This window comes from Rhizobium sp. LC145 (assembly GCF_001005825.1).
Taxonomy (GTDB): Bacteria; Pseudomonadota; Alphaproteobacteria; order Rhizobiales; family Rhizobiaceae; genus Neorhizobium.
Map to the genome: position 1 here is coordinate 600,514 of NZ_LBHV01000003.1, position 25,811 is coordinate 626,324.

At 62.5% G+C, this 25,811-nt stretch carries 22 protein-coding genes; 12 read left to right on the forward strand and 10 right to left on the reverse strand.

Translation table 11 applies throughout. The features are described from left to right. Window positions 1-17 precede the first annotated feature (17 nt). Together ugpC and YH62_RS11320 are read left to right on the forward strand one after the other, a co-directional pair. Window positions 18-1,106, forward strand: coding sequence for a sn-glycerol-3-phosphate ABC transporter ATP-binding protein UgpC (ugpC, locus tag YH62_RS11315; RefSeq protein ID WP_046794262.1), 1,089 nt, complete (start codon window positions 18-20; stop codon window positions 1,104-1,106). Window positions 1,107-1,317: 211 nt separating this feature from the next. Next, window positions 1,318-1,674, forward strand: coding sequence for a hypothetical protein (locus YH62_RS11320; RefSeq protein WP_046794263.1), 357 nt, complete (start codon window positions 1,318-1,320; stop codon window positions 1,672-1,674). Window positions 1,675-1,707: 33 nt separating this feature from the next. Here YH62_RS11320 and YH62_RS11325 read toward each other — a convergent pair whose 3' ends face one another. The 6 genes from YH62_RS11325 to YH62_RS11350 form a co-directional block, all read right to left on the reverse strand. Further along, a complete protein-coding gene (locus tag YH62_RS11325) occupies window positions 1,708-2,130 on the reverse strand; it encodes a type II toxin-antitoxin system VapC family toxin (protein ID WP_046794264.1) in 423 nt (140 codons plus the stop codon). 227 nt (window positions 2,131-2,357) lie between these two features. Continuing rightward, the gene (gene edd / locus YH62_RS11330) at window positions 2,358-4,175 is read right to left on the reverse strand and encodes a phosphogluconate dehydratase (protein ID WP_046794265.1); all 1,818 of its coding nucleotides are present in this window, start codon (window positions 4,173-4,175) and stop codon (window positions 2,358-2,360) included. A 99-nt stretch (window positions 4,176-4,274) separates the two neighbouring features. Further along, a complete protein-coding gene (gene pgl / locus YH62_RS11335; RefSeq protein ID WP_046794266.1) occupies window positions 4,275-4,973 on the reverse strand; it encodes a 6-phosphogluconolactonase in 699 nt (232 codons plus the stop codon). 5 nt (window positions 4,974-4,978) lie between these two features. Further along, complete coding sequence (gene zwf, locus YH62_RS11340; protein ID WP_046794267.1) at window positions 4,979-6,451, reverse strand: glucose-6-phosphate dehydrogenase; 1,473 nt, start codon at window positions 6,449-6,451, stop codon at window positions 4,979-4,981. Between the two features lie 108 nt (window positions 6,452-6,559). Further along, a complete protein-coding gene (locus YH62_RS11345) occupies window positions 6,560-7,849 on the reverse strand; it encodes an FAD-binding oxidoreductase (protein WP_082118319.1) in 1,290 nt (429 codons plus the stop codon). 19 nt (window positions 7,850-7,868) lie between these two features. Next, entirely contained in the window at window positions 7,869-9,227 is a 1,359-nt protein-coding gene (locus YH62_RS11350) for a glutamine synthetase family protein (RefSeq protein WP_348625754.1), read from the reverse strand. 207 nt (window positions 9,228-9,434) lie between these two features. Between YH62_RS11350 and YH62_RS11355 the strand changes: the two genes are divergently transcribed. The 4 genes from YH62_RS11355 (at window position 9,435) to YH62_RS11365 (ending at window position 14,054) form a co-directional block, all read left to right on the forward strand. Beyond that, window positions 9,435-10,616 (forward strand): NAD(P)/FAD-dependent oxidoreductase, encoded by a 1,182-nt coding sequence (locus tag YH62_RS11355; protein WP_046794270.1) that lies wholly within the window; start codon window positions 9,435-9,437, stop codon window positions 10,614-10,616. A 142-nt stretch (window positions 10,617-10,758) separates the two neighbouring features. Continuing rightward, window positions 10,759-10,890, forward strand: coding sequence for a hypothetical protein (locus tag YH62_RS31000; RefSeq protein WP_280950050.1), 132 nt, complete (start codon window positions 10,759-10,761; stop codon window positions 10,888-10,890). Between the two features lie 168 nt (window positions 10,891-11,058). Beyond that, window positions 11,059-12,903: a methyl-accepting chemotaxis protein gene (locus tag YH62_RS11360; RefSeq protein ID WP_046794271.1), complete on the forward strand. Its 1,845-nt coding sequence runs from the start codon at window positions 11,059-11,061 to the stop codon at window positions 12,901-12,903. Between the two features lie 287 nt (window positions 12,904-13,190). Continuing rightward, complete coding sequence (locus YH62_RS11365; RefSeq protein ID WP_046794272.1) at window positions 13,191-14,054, forward strand: LysR family transcriptional regulator; 864 nt, start codon at window positions 13,191-13,193, stop codon at window positions 14,052-14,054. 49 nt (window positions 14,055-14,103) lie between these two features. On the opposite strand, the gene YH62_RS31005 is transcribed toward YH62_RS11365, so the two are convergent. The 3 genes from YH62_RS31005 to aceA all read right to left on the reverse strand — a co-directional run bounded on the left by YH62_RS31005 (window position 14,104) and on the right by aceA (window position 15,932). Then, the gene (locus tag YH62_RS31005; protein ID WP_280950052.1) at window positions 14,104-14,226 is read right to left on the reverse strand and encodes a hypothetical protein; all 123 of its coding nucleotides are present in this window, start codon (window positions 14,224-14,226) and stop codon (window positions 14,104-14,106) included. Then, complete coding sequence (locus YH62_RS11370; protein WP_046794273.1) at window positions 14,223-14,459, reverse strand: hypothetical protein; 237 nt, start codon at window positions 14,457-14,459, stop codon at window positions 14,223-14,225. The genes YH62_RS31005 and YH62_RS11370 overlap by 4 nt, the downstream gene beginning before the upstream one ends. Window positions 14,460-14,642: 183 nt before the next feature. Next, window positions 14,643-15,932: an isocitrate lyase gene (gene aceA, locus YH62_RS11375; RefSeq protein WP_046794274.1), complete on the reverse strand. Its 1,290-nt coding sequence runs from the start codon at window positions 15,930-15,932 to the stop codon at window positions 14,643-14,645. Window positions 15,933-16,139: 207 nt separating this feature from the next. Between aceA and YH62_RS11380 the strand changes: the two genes are divergently transcribed. The 5 genes from YH62_RS11380 (at window position 16,140) to YH62_RS11400 (ending at window position 21,747) form a co-directional block, all read left to right on the forward strand. Further along, complete coding sequence (locus YH62_RS11380; protein ID WP_046794275.1) at window positions 16,140-17,555, forward strand: helix-turn-helix transcriptional regulator; 1,416 nt, start codon at window positions 16,140-16,142, stop codon at window positions 17,553-17,555. A gap of 128 nt (window positions 17,556-17,683) precedes the next feature. After that, window positions 17,684-18,781 (forward strand): polyamine ABC transporter substrate-binding protein, encoded by a 1,098-nt coding sequence (locus tag YH62_RS11385; RefSeq protein ID WP_046794276.1) that lies wholly within the window; start codon window positions 17,684-17,686, stop codon window positions 18,779-18,781. Between the two features lie 76 nt (window positions 18,782-18,857). Then, entirely contained in the window at window positions 18,858-20,006 is a 1,149-nt protein-coding gene (locus YH62_RS11390) for an ABC transporter ATP-binding protein (RefSeq protein WP_046794277.1), read from the forward strand. 10 nt (window positions 20,007-20,016) lie between these two features. Beyond that, window positions 20,017-20,928 (forward strand): ABC transporter permease subunit, encoded by a 912-nt coding sequence (locus YH62_RS11395; RefSeq protein ID WP_046794278.1) that lies wholly within the window; start codon window positions 20,017-20,019, stop codon window positions 20,926-20,928. Next, window positions 20,929-21,747: an ABC transporter permease gene (locus YH62_RS11400; RefSeq protein WP_046794279.1), complete on the forward strand. Its 819-nt coding sequence runs from the start codon at window positions 20,929-20,931 to the stop codon at window positions 21,745-21,747. Here the strand turns inward: YH62_RS11400 and YH62_RS11405 are convergent, their stop codons facing one another. Further along, window positions 21,748-23,544: an AsmA-like C-terminal region-containing protein gene (locus YH62_RS11405; RefSeq protein ID WP_052760389.1), complete on the reverse strand. Its 1,797-nt coding sequence runs from the start codon at window positions 23,542-23,544 to the stop codon at window positions 21,748-21,750. Between the two features lie 178 nt (window positions 23,545-23,722). Here YH62_RS11405 and YH62_RS11410 point away from each other — a divergent pair, with 178 nt between their 5' ends. Continuing rightward, window positions 23,723-25,675, forward strand: a complete 1,953-nt coding sequence (locus tag YH62_RS11410) for an acetoacetate--CoA ligase (protein ID WP_046794281.1) — start codon at window positions 23,723-23,725, stop codon at window positions 25,673-25,675. Window positions 25,676-25,811 lie beyond the last annotated feature (136 nt).

A 25,811-nucleotide genomic window follows, 5' to 3' on the forward strand; every position in this document is an offset into this window, starting at 1 on the left:
GAAGAAGAGGGGGCAACATGGCCGGCGTCGTTCTGAAGGATATCCGGAAGGCATATGGTTCGGTGGAGGTGATCCACGGGATAGATCTGGAGATACGACAGGGAGAGTTCGTCGTCTTCGTCGGCCCTTCCGGCTGCGGAAAATCGACGCTGCTCCGGATGATCGCCGGCCTGGAAAGCATCACTGGCGGCGAGATGCGGATCGCCGAACAGGTCGTCAACGACGTGCCTCCTTCCAAGCGTGGCATCGCCATGGTCTTCCAGTCCTATGCGCTCTATCCGCATATGACGGTCTACGACAACATGGCCTTCGGCATGCGGATCGCGCGTGAGAGCCGGGACGAGATCGAACGGCGGGTCCGCGCGGCGGCGGAAATCCTGCAGCTCACGCCTTATCTCGAGCGCTTGCCCAAGGCGCTTTCCGGCGGTCAGCGGCAGCGTGTGGCGATCGGCCGGGCGATCTGCCGCGATCCGAAGGTCTTTCTCTTCGATGAGCCGCTTTCCAATCTCGATGCGGCGCTGCGCGTCGCCACCCGTATCGAGATCGCCAAGCTTAACGAATCCATGCCGGATACGACGATGATCTACGTCACGCACGATCAGGTGGAGGCGATGACGCTGGCCGACCGGATCGTCGTGCTTTCCGCCGGCCGCATCGAACAGGTCGGCGCGCCGCTGGAACTTTACGAGCGACCGGACAACCTTTTCGTCGCCCGCTTCATAGGCTCTCCGGCCATGAACATCATTCCGGCGACGGTGACCGAGACGGGTGAGGCGACGGTCGTGGAGCTCAAGGGCGGCAAGTCGGTGCGTGTGCCGGTGCCGTCGGCCGCCTCGGAAAAGGGGAGCGTCGCCAGTTTCGGCGTGCGCCCGGAGGACCTGACGATCGCAACGGGCGAGGATTACCTCTTCGCAGGCCAGGTCTCGATCGTCGAGGCGTTGGGCGAGGTGACTTTGCTCTATGTGGAAGGTCTCACGAGCGAGGAGCCGATTATCGCGAAGATCCCCGGCATTCTCGACGTGAAGAAGGGAGAGACCATGCGTTTCTCGGCCGATCCGAAGAAATTGCATCTCTTCGATACAGCCGGCCAGAGTTATCGCCGCTAATTGCTAAGGTCTTTCAAACGCTCTGTTAAACTTCATCGGCTAGTCTTTTTTCTGCGTAAGGCGATGAAGCCGAATACATCAGGGAATGACCCCGCGCGGAAATAACCCGTTGCGGCTCGACGTGGATGCGTCCTCCCAACGGAAAGGGAGACAGGTCGTGGGTGCGGCAGCAAGTAGCGGAAATCATTTTCTAAATAGAGAAGAGTCTTTCATGTACGACCGGGAGAGCCGGTTCAAGATGGAAGACACAATGAATGCGGCGCGCATCGAGTATACCGAAAAGGGCGTGCTGAACATGGCGCAACGCCGATGCGACGTGCTGCGCATCTCCCGCAGCGGCGCCGTTCTTGGCCTGCTGACGCAGTATAAGCTGCCGGAACAGTTCTATCTCGATATTCCGGACGCCCGCATCTCCAAGATCGGCTGTCTGCTGATGCGCGCCAACATGAACAACACGATCGATGTGCGTTTCCTAAGCCTTCTCAGCCAGAAGGACCTGGACCGTATCTTCGTGTTCAGCACGCACCCCAGCCATCGCGACCGGACGCTGGATATTCGCAGCTGGTGAGCGGCTCCTGAAAGGGCGGCTCGAAATCTCCATCTAGCAGGCTATGATTTCGAGGTATCCTGGGACACACAACTCGGCTATCGCCTTATCCCGTGTAACAAGCGGGATTTTCTTAATTCTTGCCGTTGCTATGAGATAGCAATCACCGGGATCTTTGTGGCCGGTCACAGCAACAACTTCCGCAGCTTCCAGCGCAATTCGGTGGGTTATCGGAGCAACCTTCGCGGTAGTTTCCCGAATTGCGGCGCGGAACCATTTTGACACCGTCGCATCGCCGAGCTGCGGAGCATTGTTGGGTTTGCGCACCGCCAGCGGTAATTCCCAGGCGGTGATGGGAGAAACATAGAGGTTTCCGGCAGCTTGGCCCTGACCAATGGCGACAAGGGCCTCGTTTGAGAGGTCTGCCCCTTTCACCAGCCAATAGAGAGCGTGGGTATCGAGCAGAACTCCCGCCAAGGTCCGTTAGCCTATTTCCGTTCTTCTTTGAGAACCTGGGGCGCAATCGGTTTGGTCAGGTCGACGCCTTTGTTTATCGGCAGATCGATACCCTTTAGCGAGCCAGCGCCACGTACGGTGACCAGCTTCCCCGTTTTCGTGTCACGGACGGTTATCACGGATTGTGCTGAACTCTTTGCCATAGGGTCTTATAGCCTGTTCTATGCGTGAATGCGAGTGGTTCTCATTCACGCAAACACGCTGGCGCCCTGGTCGGCCGGTCCCGCATTGCGCCGGAAGCTGGCGAAGAGTTCGCGGCCCATGCCGAACTCGTTTTCCGAAAGATCGGTTTCGGCAAGCGGGCGGGCGGCAAGTTCGGCGGCGTCGACAAGCACTTCCAGCGTACCGGCGACCGCGTCGAGGCGGATCATGTCTCCGTCCCTGATCCTGGCGATCGGGCCCCCGTCCGCAGCCTCGGGCGTGATGTGGATCGCGGCCGGCACCTTGCCCGAAGCGCCGGACATGCGCCCGTCGGTGACGAGCGCCACCTTGAAGCCGCGGTCCTGCAGCACGCCGAGCGGCGGCGTGAGGCGGTGAAGTTCCGGCATGCCGTTCGCCTTCGGTCCCTGGAAACGCACGACGGCGATGAAATCGCGGTTGAGCTCGCCGCGCTTGAAGGCGTCCTGCATTTCCTGCTGGTCATGAAAGACGATGGCCGGTGCCTGGATGACGTGGCGCTCCGGCTTGACGGCGGAGATCTTGATGACCGACCGGCCGATATTGCCGGTCAGCATCTTGAGACCGCCGGTCGGCTGGAAGGGGGCCTCGATACGGGCGAGCACCTTCGGATCGCCGCTCTCGTCCGGGATCGGCTCACGCATGACGGAGCCGTTCGCATCGAGCTTGGCTTCGACGGTATAGGCTTCCAGTCCATGGCCGAAGACGGTGCGGACGTCATCGTGGAGCAGACCCTTCTTGAGGAGCTGCTTGATGAGGAAGCCGATGCCGCCTGCGGCATGGAAGTGGTTCACGTCGGAAAGCCCGTTCGGATAGACGCGGGCCAGCAGCGGTATGATGTCCGAAAGCTCGGAAATATCCTGCCAGGTGAGCTGGATGCCGGCCGCTCGCGCCATGGCGACCAGGTGCATGGTGTGATTGGTCGAGCCACCGGTGGCATGCAGGCCGACCACGCCGTTGACGATCGAGCGCTCGTCGATCATCTCGCCGGCCGGCGTGAATTCGTTGCCGAGTGCGGTAATGGCGAGCGCCCGCTTGGTCGCTTCGCGGGTCAGCGCGTCGCGCAGCGGCGTGCCGGGATTGACGAAGGAGGCGCCCGGCATATGGAAGCCCATGATCTCCATCAGCATCTGGTTGGAATTGGCGGTGCCGTAGAAGGTGCAGGTGCCGGGACCGTGATAGGATTTCGATTCCGCCTCCAGAAGCTCGGCGCGGCCGACCTTGCCTTCCGCGTAAAGCTGGCGGATTCGCGATTTCTCGTCGTTGGGCAGGCCGGTGGTCATCGGACCGGCCGGAATGAAGACGGCCGGCAGATGGCCGAAGCTGAGCGCGGCGATCACGAGGCCGGGCACGATCTTGTCGCAGATGCCGAGGAAGAGGGCGGCATCGAACATGTTGTGCGAGAGCCCGATGCCCGCCGCCATGGCGATCGCATCGCGCGAGAAGAGCGAAAGCTCCATGCCCGGCTGGCCCTGGGTCACGCCGTCGCACATGGCCGGAACGCCGCCGGCGACCTGGGCGATGCCGCCGGCCTCCCGCGCCGCATCCCGGATGATCGCGGGATAGGTTTCATAAGGCTGGTGGGCCGAGAGCATGTCGTTATAGGCGGTGATGATGCCGAGATTGGGAATGACGTCTCCCGCGAGCGCCTCCTTCTCGGCGGGGGAACAGACCGCGAAGCCATGCGCGAGGTTGCCGCATGAGAGGACCGCCCGGTGCGGCCCTTTGCTGGAAGCGCGCCGTACGCGGTCGAGATAGGCTTCGCGATGCGGCTTCGATCGTTCGACGATACGGGCGGTGATCGCCTCTATGCTGGAATGGGCGGCCATGGTCTAGTCCTCTTCGTCCATCCCGGCTTGGGAGGGGCGCGAAGCCGGCCGGGATCGGGTTCTCTCAATGTTTCCGGCGGGTAGCCGGCATGGGGCGCCTTACGGCGCCCAATAGATATCGACCGGCGAGCTTGCGCGATTGAGCACGGCGCGGATCGGCATCTCCATCTCGTCGGAGCCGGATTTCGCCTTCTCCAAGACCTCTTTCTTCCCTTCGCCCTCGATATGCAGAACCAGGAAGCGGGCATCCGAAAGGCTGGCGAAGGAGAATGTCAGGCGCTCTTCGCCGGCGCCGTCAGCCGTCATGGTCAGCACGCCGCGCGGACCGGAAGGATCGAGCGCTCTCTTCAGGTTGTTGCCATGCGGGAAGAACGAGGCCGTATGGCCGTCCGTTCCCATGCCGAGGATCGCGACATCGAAGGGATTGCCGATGCCGGCAGCCTTTTCCGTGGCGACAGCCGCTGCCTCGCCGATCGAGGCGCGGTCATAGTAGAGCGGGAAGAATTGGGCGGCCGCCGCCTTGCCCATCAGGAGGTGCGTGGCGACCAGAAGATGGTTCGAGCGCGGATTGTCGGCGGGCACGAAGCGCTCGTCCACCAGCGTGACCGCGACCTTGGACCAGTCCATATCGCGGGCCGAAAGCGCCTCGAAAAATTTCTTCGGCGTCGACCCGCCGGAGACGGCGATCGATGCGCCGCCCCGCTCTGCGATGGCCGCGGCGAGCCGCGAGGAGACCGCTTCCGCCAGCGCTTCGGCCAGCGTCGCGGCGTCGGAAAAAGAATGCAGCTTCGCCGTCATCGCCGTCACCCCTCATGCCAGGTGCGGCCGTCGCGCTCGATCAGTGCGATGGCCTGGCTCGGTCCCCAGGTGCCGGCGGTATAGCCCTGCGCCTGCTGGCCGGTCACTTCCCAGCCCTTGAGGATCGGGTCCACCCAGCGCCATGCGGCTTCCACCTCGTCGCGGCGCATGAAAAGCGTCTGGTTCGAGCGGATCGTGTCCATCAGCAGCCGCTCATAGGCATCCGGATTGCGGACCGAGAAGGATTCGGCAAAGCTCATATCGAGCGAAACCTCGCGCAGGCGCATGCCGCCGGGACCGGGGTCCTTGATCATCAGCGACTGCTTGACGCCCTCGTCCGGCTGCAGCCGGATGATGAGCTGGTTGGCTGAGATGCGCCCAGCCGACTGGTCGAAGATGTTGTGCGGGATCGGCTTGAAGGTGATGACGATTTCCGAAACGCGGTTGGCAAGCCGCTTGCCGGTGCGGATATAGAAGGGCACGCCCGCCCAGCGCCAGTTGCCGATCTCCGCTTTGATGGCGACGAAGGTCTCGGTGTTGGAGACGCCGCCCTCAAGCTCTTCGAGATAGCCCTTGACCGGACCTCCGGCCGATGCGCCGGCACGATACTGGCCGCGAACGGTAACCTGCTCGGCATTGGCTTCGGTGATGGGCTTCAATGCGCGCAGCACCTTCAGCTTCTCGTCGCGGACGGATTCGGAATCCATCGAGGCCGGCACTTCCATGGCGACCAGGCAGAGAAGCTGCAGGATATGGTTCTGCACCATGTCGCGCAGCGCCCCGGCGGTGTCGTAATAGCCCGCGCGGCCTTCCAGGCCGACGGATTCTGCCACCGTGATCTGCACGTGGTCGATATGATTGGCGTTCCAAAGCGGTTCGTAGAGCGCATTGGCGAAGCGCAGCGCCATCAGGTTCTGCACCGTCTCCTTGCCGAGATAGTGGTCGATGCGGAAGATCTGCTCTTCACGGAAGACGCTGCCGATTGTGTCGTTGAGTGTCAGCGCCGAGGCGAGATCGCGGCCAATGGGCTTCTCCACGACGATCCGCGTGGATTTGGTGATCAGTTTATGATCGCGGATCTTTTCCGAGATCGGCCCGAAAATGCCGGGAGCCACGGCCAGATAGAAGGCGCGGATGCGATCCTTGCCGTCGTCCAGCAGCTTCTTCAGCGCATCCCAGCCCTGGTCCGACTTGGCATCGACGGAAACGTAGAAAAGCCGCTGGCAGAATTTCTTGACTTCCGCCTCGTCGTATTCGCCTTTCTTCAGATGCTCCTTCAGGGCATCGTCCGCGAACTTTCGATATTCGTCGTCGGAAAGCGTGCTGCGTGAGGCGCCGATGATGCGCGTCGGCTCGCTGAACTGGCCTTCGATCTGGCGGTGATAGAGGGCCGGCAGGAGCTTGCGCTCGGCAAGGTCGCCCGTGCCGCCGAATACGACACAATCAAAGGGTTCAACAGGAATGATCTGGCTGCTCATACGCTGGTCTTTCGTCTTCGTATGGTTGGAGGCTTGTTTAATCTAATCGATTTAAAAAGGCTAGCCCGATTTGGGGCATGGCGGATAACTTGTTGGCGCGGCGCCTTGTCACAGCCTGTCGCGCAGGGCAAACCACGTCAAGGCAAGGAATAGCAGCGGCGTGCGCAGGTGCCGCCCGCCGGGGAAGGCGGGAACGTCGAGCGCCTCGAGAAGATCGAGGTCCGTCGCCTTGCCGCCGACCATATCAGCATAGAGTTTGCCACAATAGTTTGACAGCATGACGCCATGCCCGGAATAGCCGCCGATCGAGGTGACGCCCGGCATGACCTCCCGCACGAAAGGCTGGCGCGGCATGGTAATGCCCACATTGCCGCCCCAAGCATGGGTGACTTCGACGTCTTTCAGTGCCGGATAGGTTTCGACGATCTGGCGGCGGATGGCATCGGCGGTGTCCTGCGGATTGCGTGACGAGTAGACCTCGCGGCCTCCGAAGAGGAGGCGATTGTCACGCGACTTGCGGAAATAGCGCACCACGAAGCGCGAATCGGCAACCGCCTCGCCGCCTGAAAGCACCTCCGGAAAATCGTCGAGCGGCGCGGTCGCGGCGATGAAGGAGCCGATCGGCATCACATGCGCGGCCGTCACCGGTTCCAGATTGCCGATATAGGCATTGGTCGCGATCAGCGCCCGGTCGGCCGTGAGCGTGCCTTTCGGCGTATCGATCATGATCTTGCCCGAGGCACGCCTGATCGCCGTCGCCTGCGTCATCTCGTGGATCTGCGCGCCGGCCTCCTTCGCCACGCGGGCGAGGCCGACCAGGAGTTTCAGCGGGTGGATATGGCCGGTGCCGGTGTCGCGCACGCCGCAATAATAGCTTTTGCTGCCGACCCGTTCGGCCGTCTCGCGTGCGTCCATGAAGGAAAGATGCGGATAGTCGTAACGCTCCGCGGCGATCTCGGCATTGGCCTGATATTCCTTCTCGTAGCCGGGCTTGTGGGCGACGTTCATCTGTCCCGGCATGTAGTCGATATCGATGCCGTGAGCGGCCGCGAAGTCGAGAAGATGGCGCTTGGCGTCCTCGGCCATGTCGAACAAGGCCTTGGAGCGTTCGTAGCCGATCTTCCGCTCCAGCTCCTCCGGCCACGAGCGCTGACCCGTGCCGAACTGGCCGCCATTGCGCCCCGAAGCGCCGTCGCCGAGCCGGCAGGCTTCGATCAGCGCGACCGAAACGCCAGCCTTGGCGAGGTTGTAGGCCGCCTGCAGGCCGGTGAAGCCGCCGCCGACGATCGCCACGTCGACGGTCCTGGAACCGTCGAGCGCGGGATAGACGGGGCGTTCACCGATTGTCGCCTGATACCAGGAAATGCCGGGCGCTATGGGGCTCTGCCATGAATTCACGATGCGGTACTCATGTTACTCAGACGTTCAGAAGCAGGAATTCCCGCTCCCATGGGCTGATCACCTGCATGAAGGTCTCGAACTCACCGCGCTTGACGCCCGCATAGAGCCCGATGAACTCGGGGCTGAACACGTCCGTCAGCGCGGGTTCGGATTCCATCAGCGACACCGCCTCGAGCAGGCCGCGCGGCAGGTCGATCGAGCCTTCGTTCGCCGAATCCTCCGTCGGCGGGTCGGGCTCGATTGCGCGCAGGATGCCGAGCAGCCCGCAGCCGAGCGAGGCGGCAAGCGCCAGATAGGGATTGGCGTCCGAGCTCGGCAAGCGGTTCTCCACCCGGCGCGCCGCGGCATCCGAAACCGGCACGCGGAAGGCGGTGGTGCGGTTGTCGTAACCCCAGGCATTGTTGACCGGCGCCGCCATGTCGGGGGTCAGGCGGCGATAGGAGTTCACATAGGGCGCCATCATCACCAGCGCCTTCGGCACATAGGTCTGCATGCCGCCGATGAAGTGGAAGAATTCCTTGGAGGGCGATCCGTCGGGATTGGAGAAGACGTTCTTGCCGGTCGCGATATCGACCACCGATTGGTGGATATGCATCGCCGAGCCTGCCTGGCCCTGCATCGGCTTGGCCATGAAGGTGGCGTAGATGCCGTGTTTGAGCGCCGCCTCGCGGATGGTGCGCTTGAACAGGAAAACCTGGTCGGCAAGCTCGATCGGATCGCCGTGGCGCAGGTTGATCTCGAGCTGGGCAGGCCCTTCCTCGTGGATCAGCGTATCGATCTCTAATCCCTGCTTTTCGGAGAAATGATAGATGTCGTCGATCAGCTCGTCGAACTCGTTGATGCCGGCGATCGAATAGCCCTGGCCGCCGAGGATGGAGCGGCCGGAGCGGCCTTTCGGCGGACGCAGCGGATAATCCGGATCGTCGTTCTTGGCGACGAGATAGAATTCGATTTCCGGCGCCACGACGGGTTTCCAGCCGCGCTGCTTGTAGAGGTTGACGATGTTCTTCAGGACATTGCGCGGCGTATAGGCGACGGCCTGGCCGGTCGTATCCACGATGTCGCAGATCACCTGGGCCGTCGGATCGGTTTCCCAGGGCACGACTGAAAGCGTCGAAAGATCCGGCATCAGTTTGAGGTCGCTGTCGCGCGGCTCATAGCGGAAGTTGGCGGTTTCCTCCGGATATTCGCCCGATATCGTATGGCGATAGAGCGCCGAAGGCAGCGCCAGTGAGGTGTTCGAAGTGAACTTCGACGAAGGCATCATCTTGCCGCGCGGCACGCCTGCAAGGTCCGGCGTGATGCACTCCACGTCCTCTATGCCGCGAGCCCTCAGCCATGCCGCCGCTTCGCGCCAGTCGGAGACGCCGCGCAGGGAGGTGAGGGTGGGCTGGGTTGTGGCAGCTTTGAGGACGCTGCCTGTGGTGGACGTCGGGGTGGGTTTCTTTCGCGGCATGGCGCACCGGAGTGGGGTTGATCGGGAATCCCATCATAACCACTCATTGGCGATTGGCGAGGGGGCGGCATTGACTTTGAAGTAAGGATCGCGAACACCGCTGGCGGCGATTGAAAGGGGCAGCGCGTGGCGCGGAAATTCGACGTTGTGGTTCTGGGTGCCGGCGCGGCCGGCATGATGTGCGCGATCCGGGCGGGCGGGCGCGGCCGTTCGGTGCTGGTTCTCGACCACGCGAAGGCGCCCGGCGAGAAGATCCGCATCTCCGGCGGCGGCCGCTGCAATTTCACCAACATCCATGCGACGGCGAAGAACTACCTTTCCGGCAATCCGCATTTCGCAAAATCCGCGCTCGCCCGCTACACGCCCCGCGATTTCCTCGACATGGTCGAGGCGCATGGCATCGCATGGCATGAAAAGACGCTCGGCCAACTTTTCTGCGACGAGAGTGCCAAGGACATCATCCGCATGCTGCTCGCGGAAATGCGCAGGGTGAAGGCCGAACTCGAATTGCAGACCGAGATCACCTCGGTCGAAAAGGCAATCGACGGGTTTCGCCTTGCGACCTCTTCCGGTCCGATAGAAGCACAGGCCCTGGTCATCGCCACGGGTGGCAAGTCGATCCCCAAGATGGGGGCCACCGGCTTTGCCTACCGCATCGCAGAGCAATTCGGGCTGAAGGTGACGGAAACGCGCCCCGCCCTCGTGCCGCTGACCCTTGATCCGGGGCTCCTGGAAAAGCTGGCGCCCCTTTCGGGTATTGCCGTGCCGGCGGAGGTTCGCCATGGCAAGACCACCTTCCGGGAAGCACTGCTCTTCACGCATCGCGGCTTGAGCGGTCCGTCGATCCTGCAGATATCCTCCTATTGGCGGGAGGGCGACGAGATCACCCTCGTGGTCGAGCCGGATATGGATTTGGCGGCCATGCTCAAGGCCGCGCGCGGACAGAACGGCAGGCAGGCGCCGCAGACGGTGCTTGCCGAGACATTGCCGAAGCGGCTCGCCCAGTTCTTCGTCGAAACGCGCGGCATAGCAAGCCATCTCGCCGACCTTTCGGACAAGGCGATCCACGCGCTGGCCGCTTCCATCCAGAGCTGGACGATCCGCCCGGCGGGGTCCGAGGGATACCGCACCGCGGAGGTCACCTCCGGCGGCATCGATACGTCCGGGCTGGATTCACGAACGATGGAAGCCAAGGCCATACCCGGCCTCTATTTCATCGGCGAATGCGTGGACGTGACCGGCTGGCTCGGCGGCTATAATTTCCAATGGGCCTGGGCCTCCGGCCATGTATGCGGGGAAGCATTGTAGGAGCCGGCTGATTCAGCACTTTTTAATGTGCCGGCGCGATCCTGCCTTAATCCAAGCAAAGTCCTGCTCATATTTGTTTGGGTGAGTGCCGGTCTGCTGCCCTGCGGCAGAAAATAACAACAAGTGTTTCGAGGCTATTTCCATGCAGAAAAAACGCGCTCGTGCCATTGCCATCGCAACAACCCGCGACGCCGAACGTTTCGCTCGCCTGCGCCTTCTTGCGATCACTATTAGCGCAGTAGCGGCATTGCTTGCCCTGCCGGTTCTGTTCTGACAGCTCGGAACGGATTGCGAGTGTAAACTGCTCCTTAAAGGAGGAGTAAACAGCGGCGATTAACGCAACAGGCCGCAGCACTAGACCTGACGACAAGCCAATTCAGTAAATTTTTACATAGTTCTAATAAAAAGGTCCCACGCCAATCTATTTTGGAAAGCTGGGCCCATGCGCGGAATTCTTCCGTCTTCGATTGCCACCCGTATCGTCTTTCTCTGTCTTTTCCTGATCTTTGCCGCGGTCTCTGCCGTGGGCGGGCTTACCTATGCTTATCTGCGCGCGGATATCATGAATACGGCGCTGCGCGACGCCAAGGAAGCCGCCCGCGCCATGGGGCTTCTCTATGAGACCGACGTGGAGGGGGCGCGGGTCGAAATCCGCGACGCCGAACTCGTCCGCGCCATCCAGGGCCAGGGCTCGGTGGCCGATCATGATCTCGTGGACCGCACGGCCAAGTCGATCGACGGCGTTGCGACCGTCTTCGAGAAGCAGGGCAGCGAATATGTCCGCATCTCCACGAACGTGAAAACCGAAAAGGGCGAGCGTGCGATCGGCACCAAGCTTGCCGCCAATCATCCGGCGCAGCCCTTTCTTGCCCGTGGCGAGGCCTATTTCGGGCCCGCCGTTCTTTTCGGCCGGGATTTCATGACCGGCTATTTCCCGATCACGGATGCTTCCAAAGCCGTCACCGGGCTGCTCTTCATCGGCATTCCGATGGAGGTCTATTTCGCGCAGATGACGTCGCTTTTCCATGTCGTGCTCGCCACCTCGCTCGTGGCGCTCGCGGTGGTCAGCCTTTTGAGCTTCCTTGCCCTGCGTGCCCTGATACGTCCGCTCGGCATCCTGACCGGCACCGTGCGCAAGATCGCCGAAGGCGATCATCATGCGGAGGTTCCCTACCTCGATAGCCGCACGGAATTCGGCAACATCGCCCGCGCACTGGAAGTATTCCGCGACAATGCCCGCGAGAAGCAGGTCATAGAGGCTCGCGGCGCCGAGGAGCGCGCCGGGGCGGAGGCCGAGCGGCAGCGCAACGATGTGGAAAAGCAGCGCGTCGATGCTCAGATCGATCTGGCCGTCACCGAACTCGGCAAGGCGCTTGCCCGGCTTGCCCAGGGCGATCTTTCCTCCGTGATCGATACCGGTTTCTCCGGCCGGCTCGAACAGCTCCGCCTCGATTTCAACGGCTCGATCATCCGCCTGCGCGACACGCTCTCTCACATCCGCGAAAGCACGTTCACGATTCAGCAAAGCAGCGCCGGCCTCAGCCATTCCTCGGCGGAGCTTTCCAAGCGCACCGAAGCCCAGGCCGCCTCGCTGGAGGAAACCGCTGCCGCCGTCGACGAGATCACCGTGACGGTCCGCTCCACCGCCGAGCGGGCGAGGGAAGCCAACGAGGCGGTGACGACGACGCGCAAGAGCGCCGACAGTTCCGGAACGGTGGTGAAGAACGCCGTCGAGGCCATGGGCCGCATCGAAGAGGCGTCGAAGAAGATCGAACTCATCATCGAGGTGATCGACGATATCGCCTTCCAGACCAATCTCCTGGCGCTGAATGCGGGCATCGAGGCGGCGCGCGCGGGCGAAGCCGGCAAGGGCTTCGCGGTGGTGGCGCAGGAAGTGCGGGAACTCGCGCAGCGCTCGGCGGGCGCCGCCCACGAGATCAAGGCGCTCATCAACCAATCCACCCGGGAAGTCGGCGCAGGCGCTGGCCTCGTGCAGCAGGCGGGCGAGGTGCTGGCGGCGATCAGCCGGCAGATCGCGGGCGTCAGCCAGCATGTGGAAATGATCGCCACCGCAAGCCAGGATCAATCCGCGGCGCTGCAGGAGATCAACACCTCCGTCAATCGCATGGACCAGATGACCCAGCAGAACGGCGCCATGGTCAGCGAAACCAGCGAGGCAAACCGGCGCCTCGCCGAAGAGGCGGATGTGCTCAGGCAGCTTGTCGAGCAGTTCCGCATTGGGGGCGACGATGCGGTCCAGCGGGAGCGGCGTCCCCGGGCGGCATAAGGGCATCGTCACAATGGGCGGTCTGCGGGCCGCCCATTTTCATCGCTCGTTCGCGGCTCAGCCATTTTGCGAGCCGGCTGATCCAGCGCGGCAGCGGCTGACCGAAGTCACGATAGAAGCGTTCCTCCGCATGGCGGTTATGCTCGGGCAAATTCATTTGCCGCTTCATGACGATAGCTGCGACTGTCTCGTACATTTGATGACTCCTTCGCTTGAAAAGCCATCTCCTCTATTAAGCGCAAAAATCTGCTTCTTGAACAGCCGGGATCGGGCTATGTTTTTCACCCATGAAAAACATCGGCTGGGACGCTTACGAACTTTTCCTCGAGGTCGCGCGCCATGGCGGGCTTTCCGGTGCTGCCGGGGTGACGGGGCTCAGCCCCGCCACCATCGGAAGACGCATGCTGGAACTGGAAGAGGCGGTCGGGCGTCCGCTCTTCATCCGCAGCCGCACGGGCTATAGGCTGAGCGGCGAGGGCTCGCTTCTCCTCGATCAGATACTGGAAATGGAAGGTGCCGCCCGACGCATCGATGCCTGGAAGCGGCAGGGCTCCGGTTCGGCCCTCGTCCGGGTTGCCTGCGGCACCTGGCTTGCCTGGATGTTCAACCGCAATTTTTCGGCGATCCGCACGGAAAGCGATGATTTCCGGCTGGATTTCTTCATCGCGGAGCGGCGCGCGGCGCTCACCCATCGCGAAAGCGATATCGGCATCCGTGCCTTCGAACCGGAGGAGCCTAACCTTGCGACGACCAGGCTGGGAGAGGTGGCCTATGCGGCCTACAGGGCCCGCTCGGCCCATCCCTCGACGGCGGAAAAGTGGCTCGCCGTATCGGAAGAGGATGCCATCTCCGCCTATCTGCGCTTTCCGCACGAGGTGCGCGCCGGGCAGATCGTCGTGACGGTCAACAGGCCGCGTTCGCTGCGCGATCTGGCGCTTGCCGGCGCGGGCACCGCCGTGCTGCCCTGTTTCGTCGGCGATCAGGATATCCGGCTTGTCCGGGTAGGGGAGGAGATTGCCGAGCTGCGCCACAGCCAGTGGATCGTGATGAACAATGACGATCGCCACCGGCGCGAAATCCGCACGGTCGTGGATCGCATGGTAAGCCTGGTCCGGGGGCACGCGGAACTCTTTGCCGGACGTCGGCCATAACCTTGAGTTTCCCCGCATGCGGAAGGCGCCCGGTTAAGGGCGCCTTCGTTCAGCGCTTGAGGCGCGCGATGACAGGGCTCGGAACGTAGCCCTGGCGATTGCCTGCCCGCTGGCTCAGGCCTGCAAGGCTGAGCAGCATCGCCGCGAGGGCGAGTGTCGTAAGCACCATCATCTGTTGCTTGCGATCACAACGGGGATCATGAGATCGCCCCAGTGGCCGTCTCCGCCATGATGGCGCGCGGAGCGGACGAGTTCCACGGAAACGCCCGCCTCGACCGCCTTTATGACGGAATGGTTGAGCCGGTGCAGGTCGTTGGCCAGCGAACGGATCGCCGCCTGCTGATCGGCCGTCATGCTGGTGGATTGCTCTTCTGCGCGTTCCTTGACGCGGGTCTGGACGTTCATGGCATTTCTCCTCTCTCGGGGTTCTTGAAAAATGACCCCTCCCCAGCCCCTCCCCACAAGGGGGAGGGGGACTATGCCGCGCGTCTCGTATTCCACCTCAAACTCATGGGGTGAGTAAGGGTAGGAGGGTCGCTGCTGGTAGCCCCTCCCCCTTGTGGGGAGGGGTTGGGGAGGGGTAGCTCGTTACTCCGCCGCCGGGCGGAACTGGTCGTGCTCGGTCGACTCCTTCATGGCGGTGGTGGACGAAAGCCCGCCGGGGATCGTCATGGAGACGGCGTCGAAATAGCCGGTGCCCACCTCGCGCTGGTGTTTGGTCGCCGTGTAGCCGTTCGCTTCTGCCGCGAATTCGGCTTCCTGCAGCTCCGAGTAAGCGGCCATCTGCCGGCTCTTGTAGCCGCGAGCGAGCTCGAACATGCCGTGGTTCAACTGGTGGAAGCCCGCGAGCGTGATGAACTGGAACTTGTAGCCCATCGCGCCCAGCTCGCGCTGGAACCTGGCGATCGTCGCGTCGTCCAGGTTCTTCTTCCAATTGAACGAAGGCGAGCAGTTATAGGCGAGGAGCTTGCCCGGATGCGCCTTGTGCACGCTTTCCGCGAACCTCCTCGCCTGCTCCAGATCCGGCTTGGAGGTCTCGCACCAGATCAGGTCGCAATAGGGTGCGTAGGCGATCGCCCGCGCGATGCAGGGTTCAAGCCCGTTCCGCACATGATAGAAGCCCTCGACCGTGCGGCCGGCATCGTAATCCACGAAGGGCCGGTCGCGCTCGTCGATATCCGAGGTCAGCAGCTTGGCCGCCTCCGCATCGGTTCGGGCGATCACCAGCGTCGGCACGCCCATGACGTCGGCGGCAAGCCGCGCGGCGGTGAGATTGCGGATATGCGCCGCCGTCGGGATCAGCACCTTGCCGCCCAGATGGCCGCACTTCTTCTCCGAGGCGAGCTGGTCTTCGAAGTGAACGCCCGCGGCACCTGCTTCGATGAAGGCCTTCATGATCTCGAAGGCGTTGAGAGGCCCGCCAAAGCCGGCCTCCGCATCGGCCACGATCGGCGCGAACCACGTATCGACCGAAAGCCCTTTGCCTTCGGCGGTTTCGATCTGGTCGGCGCGCTGCAGCGTGCGGTTGATGCGCTTGGCAAGCTCGGGCGCGGCATTGGCCGGATAGAGCGACTGGTCCGGATACATGGCCGAAGCAGTGTTGGCGTCGGCGGCGACCTGCCAGCCGGAGAGATAGATCGCCTTCAGACCGGCGCGGACCATCTGCATGGCCTGGTTGCCGGAGAGCGCGCCCAGCGCATTGACGAAATCCTCCTCGTGCAGGAGCTTCCACAACCGGTTCGCACCCATCTCCGCCAGCGAGTAGCGGATTTCGATCGAGCCGCGCAGGCGCTGGACGTCCTCGGCGCCATAGGGGCGCTCGATGCCGTCGAAGCGGCCCTCGGCTGCATTCGGAACCAGTTTGTAAAATTCTGTCATTATCCTCTTTCCCGTTGAAAATTGCCACGCATCCCATGGCGAGGTCGTGTGACCGAATTTACAGAAGAGAAGGCATTACCGCCAGAAAAGTTGCGAAAACAGCGCTATGAAAGAGGTTATGTTGTCTTGCGTTTCACAAACTGTTCTGTGAAGATGTAAATCTAGTAAAACTTAGTTGGGGCCTTCGAATTGTAAAAGGTGTAACAGATGGCGGAGCGGAAGATTTTCGCAGGGCCGCGCGTCCGGCGCGTCCGGATCGGCCTTGGATTGACCCAGACGGCAATGGCCGAGGCGCTCGGCATTTCGCCGTCTTATCTCAATCTGATCGAGCGCAATCAGCGGCCGCTCACGGTTCAGCTCCTCCTGAAGCTTGCCACCGTCTACAAGGTCGATCTCGATGCCTTGCAGGGGGAGGGCGGAGGCTTGGCGAGCCAATTGCGCGAGGTCTTTTCCGATCCGCTGCTGGTCGGCGAAATTCCGGGCGACCAGGAAATCATCGAAGTGGCCGAAGCCGCCCCCAATGCCGCGCTCGGCATGATGAAGCTCTATCGCGCCTATCGGGAGCAGGCCGCGCGGCTTTCCGATCTTTCCGATCTTCTGGCGCGCGAAGGTCATGAGACGTCGATCGCCGGTGCGCGGCTGCCGATCGACGAAGTGCGGGAGACACTGGAGCGCCGGCCGAATTCCTTCTCCCGGATAGAAGACGCCGCGGAAGCGTTTGCCGAAAGACTTGCCGGCGGCGACGATCTGCCGGGCGCCCTCAAGGGCTGGCTGAAGGCGGAACATGGCATCGTGGTTCGCACGCTGCCGGATCACGTCATGCCGGATCTGCGCCGCCGCTATGACCGCCATTCGATGCGGCTTTTCCTGTCGGAAAGGCTTTCGCCCTTCGACCGCACTCGCGAGCTTGCCATGGAAGCAGCACTTCTGGCGCTCGGGCCGGAGATCATGGCGGAGCTGGATGCGCTTGTCCTTTCCACCGGCGAGGCCCGGCGCATCGCCCGTTTCGAACTCGCCCGCTATGCGGCTCATGCGCTGATGATGCCCTATGCGCCGTTCCTCGCCGCCGCGCAGCGGGCCCGCTACGATATCGATGTCCTTCGCGGACGCTTCGACGTCTCGTTCGAGCAGGCGGCGACGCGCCTTACCACGCTCTGTCGCGCCAGCGCCGCGGGCATCCCCTTCTTCCTGCTGGAACTCGATCATGCCGGCAACGCGATCCGCCGTGCCGGCGCGCAAGGCTTTCCGCAGGCGCGCTTCGGCGGCCTCTGTCCGAAGCTCGGCATCCACACGGCCTTCGCCCAGCCGGGGCAGGTGCTGGTCGATGCGGTGGAGATGATGGACGGCAACGCCTTCCTGACGCTTTCCCGCACGCTGGAAGGGCCGCAGGCCGGTTTCGGGGAGCGGGTGCGGCGCACGGCGCTCCTCATCGGCTGCGACCTCCCCCGCGCCGGCGAAACAGTCTATGGGGATGTGGTGGCGGCATCGGCGAAAGTGCTCGCCGGCACGGCCTGCCGCCTCTGCGAACGGCGGGGCTGTCTCTCCCGCGCCGAACCGCCGCTGACCCGCCCGCTCGGGCTCGACGAGATGGTGACGGGGCTTAGCGCGTTCGATTTCCAGTAGTCCCTTGTGGCGGCGCACATTTCCCCTCTTGTGGGGAGGAAATTTCCTTCTTACTCTGGTTGAAAAACATGCGGGAATTCATGCGCGGCGCCCCCGCCTGCGCGGGAAAAACTGGAACAGGAGAGATCATGAAAACCCATTTGCTCCGTCTTGCCGCCGCCGTTGCCGCGTCGGCGATTGCCGCCACCGCTGCCATGGCGCAGGAACGGGTGGTGCATGTCTTCAACTGGTCCGACTATATCGATGAATCGGTCCTAGCGGATTTCACCAAGGAAACCGGCATCAAGGTCGTCTACGACGTGTTCGACAACAACGAAATCGTCGAGACCAAGCTGCTCGCCGGCGGTTCGGGTTACGATGTTGTGGTCCCGACCGGTCCTTTCCTTGCCCGCCAGATCCAGGCCGGCGTTTTCCAGAAGCTCGACAAGTCGAAGCTGCCGAACCTTTCCAATCTCTGGCCGGAAATTTCGGAGCGGCTCGCCAAGTACGATCCCGGCAACGAATATGCCGTGAACTACATGTGGGGCACGACCGGCATCGGCTACAATGTCGAGAAGGTGAAGGCCGCGCTCGGCGATGTGCCGATCGACAGTTGGGACATCATCTTCAAGCCGGAGAACGCCGAAAAGCTGAAGGCATGCGGCATCAATATCCTGGATGCTTCCGACGAGACCTTCGCCATTGCCATGAATTACCTTGGCAAGGACCCCGACAGCAAGGAGACCGCCGATCTCGAGGCCGGCGGCGAGGTTTACCAGAAGATCCGCCCCTTCGTCCGCTCTTTCAACTCATCCGCCTATATCGACGAACTTGCCAATGGCGATACCTGCATCACCATCGGCTGGTCGGGCGACGTGCTGCAGGCGAAAGACCGTGCTGAGGAAGCCGGCAAAGGCGTGCAGGTCAACTATGTGATCCCCAAGGAAGGCACCTATATGTGGTTCGACAATCTCGCGATCCCGGCGGATGCGAAGAATGTCGAAGAGGCGCATGCCTTCATCAACTACATGATGAAGCCGGAAGTCATCGCCAAGTCGTCGAACTATGTGCAGTATGCGAACGGAAACCTCGCTTCCCAGCAGTTCATCGACAAGGAAGTGCTGGAAAATCCCTCCGTCTATCCTCCCGCCGAAGTGCTTTCCAAACTCTTCGTCATTTCGTCCTATGGGCCCAAAGAGCAGCGCGTGTTGAACCGAGTCTGGACGAAGATCAAGACCGGTAGCTGAGTTGAGAAAAGGGCAGGCGATGCGCCTGCCCTTTTCGGCTTGGCGTGAGTGTTAACGGGGCGAATTGGGGTGGGGCATGGCGAAATCTCTCGGACCGGTAAAGCGTAAATTCTCACCTTGGACGGACCCTGCCGCGGTTCCCTTCATCCGTTTCGAGAACATCACCAAGCGTTTCGGCGACTTCACCGCCGTCGACAATCTGACCCTCGACATCTACGAGCGGGAGTTTTTCTCGCTTCTCGGCCCTTCGGGCTGCGGCAAGACCACGCTGATGCGCATGCTGGCGGGCTTCGAGGAGCCGACCGAGGGCCGCATCCTGCTGCAGGGCAAGGATATTTCCGGCGTACCGCCCTATCGCCGCCCCACCAACATGATGTTCCAGAGCTATGCGCTCTTCCCGCATATGACGGTGGAGAAGAACATCGCCTTCGGCCTCCAGCAGGACAATCTCCCGAAAGGGGAGATCGCTGCCCGCGTCGAGGAGATGCTCAAGCTCGTCAAGCTCGAGTCCTTCGCCAAGCGCAAGCCCAACCAGCTTTCCGGCGGCCAGCGCCAGCGCGTCGCGCTCGCCCGCTCGCTCGCCAAGCGTCCGAAGGTGCTGCTGCTCGACGAACCGCTCGGCGCGCTCGACAAGAAGCTGCGCGAGGAAACCCAATTCGAGCTGATGGACATCCAGACCAATCTCGGCCTCACCTTCTTCATCGTGACCCACGACCAGGAGGAGGCGATGACGGTCTCGGACCGCATCGCGGTGATGGACAAGGGCGTCATCGTGCAGGTGGCGACGCCCGCGGAAATCTATGAGGCGCCGAACAGCCGCTATGTCGCGGATTTCATCGGCGACATCAACATCCTTGAGGGAACGGTCGTCGCGACCGAAAATACGCCCGGCGTCGTGCGGCTGGATAGCAGCGGCGTCGCGGTGGCCGTCGAGCAGGAATGCCAGGTGGTGAAGGGCGATCAGGTCGCCTTCGCGATCCGCCCGGAAAAGGTGCGCATGTCCCTCGATGCGCCGGCCGAGACCTCTGTGAACGCGGTATACGGCGAGGTCTGGGACATCGGTTACCTCGGAGATTTCTCCGTCTTCCTCGTCAAGCTCGCCGATGACCGCATTGTTCGCGCCGCCCAGGCCAATGTCTCGCGCCTGGTCGACCGGCCGGTTACCTTCGGCGACATGGTCTGGCTCACCTGGCCGCGCGATGCCGGCATCGTTCTGACACGATAGGGGAACCCGCATGGCCGAGACCAGCGCCACCACCACCCACGCGTCACCCGCCCGCTGGCTGGTGGTCGCGGTTCCCTATCTCTGGCTGCTGCTCTTCTTCGCCGCGCCCTTCTTCATCATCCTCAAGATATCGCTCTCAGATACCGCGATCGCGATGCCGCCCTACACGCCGGTCTTTCAGGGCTTCGGTGCGATCCGCGATTTCTTCTCCAATCTCGACATGGAGAACTATCTCTTCCTCACGGAAGATCCGCTCTATGTGCAGTCCTATCTCTCGTCCCTCAGAATCGCGCTGATCTCGACGCTGCTGCTTCTCCTGATCGGCTATCCGATCGCGCTTGCCATGGCGCGTGCGCCGACGACCATCCGGCCGCTGCTGGTCATGCTGGTGATCCTGCCCTTCTGGACCTCGTTCCTCATCCGCGTGTATGCCTGGATCGGCATCCTGAAGCCGGACGGGCTCCTAACGCTCCTGCTCCAGACAGTAGGCTTCCTCGGGCCGAACGATCAGGTGCAGATTTTCCGCACCGACATCGCCGTCTTCATCGGTATCGTCTATTCCTATCTTCCCTTCATGGTGCTGCCGCTCTATTCGGCGCTGGAGAAGATGGACAATACGCTCCTGGAGGCCGCGAACGACCTCGGCTGCCCGCCTCTCAAGGCCTTCTGGAAGATCACCTTTCCTCTTTCGCTGCCAGGCGTCATCGCGGGCTCGATGATCTGCTTCATCCCGATCACGGGGGAATTCGTCATCCCCGATCTGCTCGGAGGCGCCGATACGCTGATGATCGGCAAGACGCTCTGGACGGAGTTCTTCGGCAACCGCGACTGGCCGCTTGCCTCGGCGGTCGCCGTCCTCCTGCTCCTCGCGCTGGTGGTGCCGATCGTCATCTTCCAGAACCAGCAGAAGAAGGTGGTTTAGATGAAATCGTCAAAGTTCGACGCCACCGTCCTGACCCTCGGTTTTGCCTTCCTCTATATCCCGATCATCATCCTGGTGGTCTATTCCTTCAACGCTTCCCGGCTCGTGACGGTCTGGGGAGGGTTTTCGCTGCATTGGTATCGCACCGTGTGGTCTAACCAGGGGCTCATGGATGCCGCCTGGGTGACGGCCCGCGTCGGCCTTCTCAGTGCGACGATCGGCACGGTGCTCGGCACGCTCGCTGCGCTGGCGCTTGTCCGCTACGGGCGGTTTCCCGGCCGCATGCTGTTTTCCGGCATGATCTATGCGCCGCTCGTCATGCCGGAGGTCATCACCGGTCTTTCGCTGCTCCTGCTCTTTGTCGCGGCAGGCATCGATCGCGGCTTCTGGACGGTCACGATCGCGCATACGACTTTCACCATGTGCTATGTGGCGATCGTCGTGCAATCGCGCCTGCTCACTTTCGACCGCAGTCTGGAGGAGGCCGCGCTCGATCTCGGCAGCCCGCCTGTGAAAACCTTCTTCACGATCACCCTGCCGCTGATCCTGCCCGCCGTGCTTGCCGGCTGGATGCTCGCCTTTACTCTGTCGCTGGATGATCTGGTTATCGCGAGCTTCACGACGGGGCCAGGCGCCACGACGCTGCCGATCAAGATCTATTCGCAGGTGCGCCTCGGCGTGACGCCGGAGATCAACGCGATCTGCACCATCCTGATCGGCTTGGTCACGCTCGGCGTGATCGTCACCTCGATCAGCATGAAACGCACGGAGCTTCGCCGCATCCGGGACGAACACGTCGCGGCCCGCAACGCGACCTGATCAGTCGTTGAGCGGCTTGGTATCCGGGGCGGGGGCCGTCAGAATCACCGGCGACGGCCAGGAGCCGCCGATGAAGAAGGTGAAGTCCGGCGCCTCCGTGCCTGCCGGCGTGATGCTCGCGGAAAGCGCCAGGCTGTTGTCGACATAAGGCACCACGCCGCTGAGGCTGAGGGTTTCGGTGGCATTCGCGATTTCCGCCTTCTGAAGTTCGGCGGAGCCGCCGGCGAAAGTCGCTACAACTTCCATCCCGTCAAAATCCAGATCGTCCCCGGAGGCTTCGCTCAAGGGGAAGTAGTTCTTGCTGGCGGCGAGCTGCCGCAAGGCGGCGAGATTGACGCCGGGAATGGTGCCCCGGCCGGCGGTGAAGCGCATCTGGCCTCTTGCGTCCTCCCAGCTTGCAGTACCCATTGGCTTGTCGAGGCTGAAGGAGAGTTCCAGTGAACCGCGCGCGGAGGGAAGGGGGCCGGTGAGATTGAGACGACGCGCAATGCTGGAAAAATCCGCATTCTGAATGGAGAGGCGCAGCGCCGCTCCGTTCGAAAACCCATCTTTGGCCGAGGTGAGCCTGCCCGTCAGCGTGCCGGCCTCGAAATCGCTGTCGGCGATGTCGAGGCGGGTTTCGTCGCCCGTCTTCAGCACGCTCACGGCCGCATCGCCAAGCATGAAGGGGCCGAGCGCTGCTTCTTGCGCGGAAAGCCGCAGATCGAACTCGGCGCTCCGGTGCAGCGTAGTGATATCCTCATCGTCCGGTGGGCCGTCCGGCAATGTCCGTGGCGGAATGGCGGCGAGGATGGAGGAGAAGTCCAGCCTGTCGAAGGCGAGTGTGCCGGTCAGCCGGGGGCGTCCTCCGGGCGGCAAGGCGAGGTCGAGAATCCCGGTCGCCCGGCCCTCGTTGACGGAGAGCGACAGATCCTCGAAACGCAGGACGTCGCCGCTGATGCCGAGCCTGGCCTTCATGGCCAGCGACCTGACCTGCTCGGCTCCCGGTATCTCGATGCCGGACCATGCCGTGAATGCCGAAACGTCGGGAACCGCGACGTCGAAGCTGCCGGCAAGGAAGCTGTAGGCCGCAAGATTGGCGGTACCGTTCAACCGGCCGGAAATCAGGTCGGATTGAAGGCTTCCGGCTGCCGCCGCATCCCGGCCGGAAAGCAGGAGAAGCGGCTGAGCCGAGGTAAGGTCGAAGCTCGCCGCCTGGCCGTTCAACTGCGCGCTCCCCTCGATCCTTGCCGCCTGGGAAAGTCGGGGCCAGCGAAGCTCGCCGTTGATCGCATGGAGGCGGAAGGAGCGGTTGCCCGAAAGATCGAGCAGTTCCAGATTGCCGTTTTCGACCGTCACGTCACCCACGCGCGCGTCGAGATCGGCCGGTATGGTGTTCGCATTCGCGGAGGCCGCCTGCCGCACGGCGGCGCTCAGCAGCCCGTCATTCGCCCAATCGAGCCTGCCCTCCCTGTCGCGGACGACGAAAACGGACGGCCTGGTGAGCTCGATATCCTCGAACACGATACGGCCCAAGAGCGCGGGATAGAGTTCGAACGAGGCCGAAAGCTTATCGATGCGCGCCAAGAGGCGACGGGAGCGATCGTCCTCCTTGGTGATCGTTACATCGGCCAGGGTGATCTGCGGCTCGGGCCAGAAGCGGACCTCCGGCGAGCCGCCGATCGACACCTCGTTGCCGGTCCATTCCGCAACCGCTCGCTCCATGCTGCCGCGCACCACTGCGATGGAGATCACGAATGGCGCGACGATCTGGACGACGAGGAGAAGGCAGACGACCGCGAGAGCGGCGAAGAGCAAAAGCCGGACTCTCCGGCCAAGCGGCCGGCCTAGCTTTTCCCGAATGTTCCCGAGCGCTCTGATCATTAGGTTTGCGATATAGGAAATGCGGTCCGGGCGCAAACAGGGGCACCGTCGAAAGGCGCTTTTTCTCTTGCGGTGCAGCATGTTATACAGCCTCAAAAAGAGGAGGAGATACATGGGAGTGCAGCAACCGCTCTGGACGCCATCCAAGGAGGTTTTGGAAAATGCGCCGCTCAGCCGCTTCATGGGCTGGTGCGGCGAACGCCATGGCAGGAGTTTTCCGGACTACGATGCCTTCTACGCCTGGTCGATCAAGGAGCGAGAGGATTTCTGGACGGCCGTTTGGGATTTCTGCGGGGTCAAGGGCGCACAGGGGACGCGCGCGCTCATCGATGGCGACGACATGCTCGCCGCCCGCTTCTTTCCCGATGCGACGCTGAATTTTGCCGAAAACCTACTCTCCCGCAGCGGAGACGAGGATGCCATCATCTTCCGCGGCGAGGACAAGGTAAGCTACCGCTGGTCCTGGGACCGGCTGCGCGCCGAGGTCTCCCGCCTGCAGCAGGCTTTCCGCGCGCTCGGCATCGGGCAGGGCGACCGCATTGCAGCCATGATGCCGAACATGCCGGAGACGGTGGCCTGCATGCTGGCCGCCGCCTCCATAGGCGCGATCTGGTCCTCCTGTTCTCCGGATTTCGGCGAACAGGGCGTGCTCGACCGCTTCGGCCAGATCGAGCCGAAGCTTTTCATCGTCTGCGACGGCTATTGGTATAACGGCAAGCTTCAGGACGTGGCGGAAAAGGTAAGAGCGGTTTCGAAAGTCCTCCATGCGCCGGTCCTGGTCGTACCCTATGCCGGGGATGCGCCGGCGCTCGCCGCTTCGCTTTCCGATGGCCGCACGCTTCAGGATTTCACCGCTCCCTATGAGCCGAAGGAACTGGAGTTCGCGCAGCTTCCTTTCTCGCATCCACTCTACATCCTCTTCTCTTCCGGCACGACAGGCGTGCCGAAATGTATCGTCCATTCGGCGGGCGGCACGCTTCTGCAGCATCTGAAGGAACACCGGCTGCATTGCAGCCTCGTCCCCGGCGAAAGGCTCTTCTATTTCACCACTTGCGGCTGGATGATGTGGAACTGGCTGGTCTCGGGGCTTGCAGTGGGCGCCACCCTCTGCCTCTTCGACGGCTCACCCTTCGCCCCCGATGGCAATGTGCTGTTCGACTATGCGGAACAGGAAAGGTTCGCGGTCTTCGGCACCTCGGCCAAATATATCGATGCGGTGCGCAAGGGCGGCATCGTCCCGAAGAATTCGCATGACCTGCCGGCCCTTCGGCTCATCGCCTCCACCGGCTCGCCGCTTTCGCCGGAGGGGTTTTCATTCGTTTATGAAGACATCAAGAGCGACGTGCATCTCGCCTCCATTTCCGGCGGCACGGATATCGTCTCCTGCTTCGTGCTCGGCAATCCGCTGAAGCCCGTTTGGCGCGGCGAAATCCAGGGGCCGGGGCTCGGGCTCGCGGTGGATGTCTGGAACGACGACGGCAAGCCGGTGCGTGGCGAGAAGGGGGAGTTGGTCTGCGCCAAAGCTTTCCCCTGCATGCCCGTCGGTTTCTGGAACGACCCGGACGGGAAGAAGTATCGCGCCGCCTATTTCGAGCGCTTCGACAATGTCTGGTGCCACGGCGATTTCGCCGAATGGACGGAGCATGGCGGAATCGTCATTCATGGCCGGTCGGATGCGACCCTCAATCCGGGGGGCGTGCGCATCGGCACGGCGGAGATCTACAATCAGGTGGAGCAGATGGAGGAGGTGGCGGAAGCCATCTGCATCGGCCAGGATTGGGAGGAGGACGTCCGCGTCGTGCTCTTCGTGCGGCTCGCAAACGGCGTGACGTTGACCGACGACCTGGTCAAGGCGATCAAGAGCCGTATCCGCGCGGGCGCCTCGCCGCGTCACGTGCCGGCAAAGGTGATTGCGGTTGCGGATATCCCGCGCACGAAGTCCGGCAAGATCGTCGAACTGGCGGTGCGCGATGTCGTGCATGGCCGGCCGGTCAAGAACAAGGAGGCGCTCGCCAATCCCGAGGCGCTGGAGCTCTTCGCGGGACTGGAGGAGCTGAAGAACTAATGCATGTCGCGCAAAAGTGTGAAGCGGTTTTGCGATAACGACATGCATCAAAGCGCAGGAAGCGAATCTGAAAGATCGCGACGCGCGTTAGAATGTGTCGGAATGGTCGTTTTGTCGGGTGTCCTTCCGGAAACGG

Bases quoted from the DNA above. Each gene is read 5' to 3' on its own strand.
- zwf (WP_046794267.1), bottom strand. From the start codon at position 6,451: ATGAGCAGCCAGATCATTCCTGTTGAACCCTTTGATTGTGTCGTATTC.
- YH62_RS11365 (WP_046794272.1), top strand. From the start codon at position 13,191: ATGAAAAACATCGGCTGGGACGCTTACGAACTTTTCCTCGAGGTCGCG.
- YH62_RS31005 (WP_280950052.1), bottom strand. From the start codon at position 14,226: ATGATGGTGCTTACGACACTCGCCCTCGCGGCGATGCTGCTCAGCCTT.
- YH62_RS11360 (WP_046794271.1), top strand. From the start codon at position 11,059: ATGCGCGGAATTCTTCCGTCTTCGATTGCCACCCGTATCGTCTTTCTC.
- YH62_RS11395 (WP_046794278.1), top strand. From the start codon at position 20,017: ATGGCCGAGACCAGCGCCACCACCACCCACGCGTCACCCGCCCGCTGG.
- YH62_RS11320 (WP_046794263.1), top strand. From the start codon at position 1,318: ATGTACGACCGGGAGAGCCGGTTCAAGATGGAAGACACAATGAATGCG.
- pgl (WP_046794266.1), bottom strand. From the start codon at position 4,973: ATGACGGCGAAGCTGCATTCTTTTTCCGACGCCGCGACGCTGGCCGAA.
- YH62_RS11385 (WP_046794276.1), top strand. From the start codon at position 17,684: ATGAAAACCCATTTGCTCCGTCTTGCCGCCGCCGTTGCCGCGTCGGCG.
- aceA (WP_046794274.1), bottom strand. From the start codon at position 15,932: ATGACAGAATTTTACAAACTGGTTCCGAATGCAGCCGAGGGCCGCTTC.
- YH62_RS31000 (WP_280950050.1), top strand. From the start codon at position 10,759: ATGCAGAAAAAACGCGCTCGTGCCATTGCCATCGCAACAACCCGCGAC.
- edd (WP_046794265.1), bottom strand. From the start codon at position 4,175: ATGGCCGCCCATTCCAGCATAGAGGCGATCACCGCCCGTATCGTCGAA.
- ugpC (WP_046794262.1), top strand. From the start codon at position 18: ATGGCCGGCGTCGTTCTGAAGGATATCCGGAAGGCATATGGTTCGGTG.
- YH62_RS11380 (WP_046794275.1), top strand. From the start codon at position 16,140: ATGGCGGAGCGGAAGATTTTCGCAGGGCCGCGCGTCCGGCGCGTCCGG.
- YH62_RS11400 (WP_046794279.1), top strand. From the start codon at position 20,929: ATGAAATCGTCAAAGTTCGACGCCACCGTCCTGACCCTCGGTTTTGCC.
- YH62_RS11370 (WP_046794273.1), bottom strand. From the start codon at position 14,459: ATGAACGTCCAGACCCGCGTCAAGGAACGCGCAGAAGAGCAATCCACC.
- YH62_RS11390 (WP_046794277.1), top strand. From the start codon at position 18,858: ATGGCGAAATCTCTCGGACCGGTAAAGCGTAAATTCTCACCTTGGACG.
- YH62_RS11410 (WP_046794281.1), top strand. From the start codon at position 23,723: ATGGGAGTGCAGCAACCGCTCTGGACGCCATCCAAGGAGGTTTTGGAA.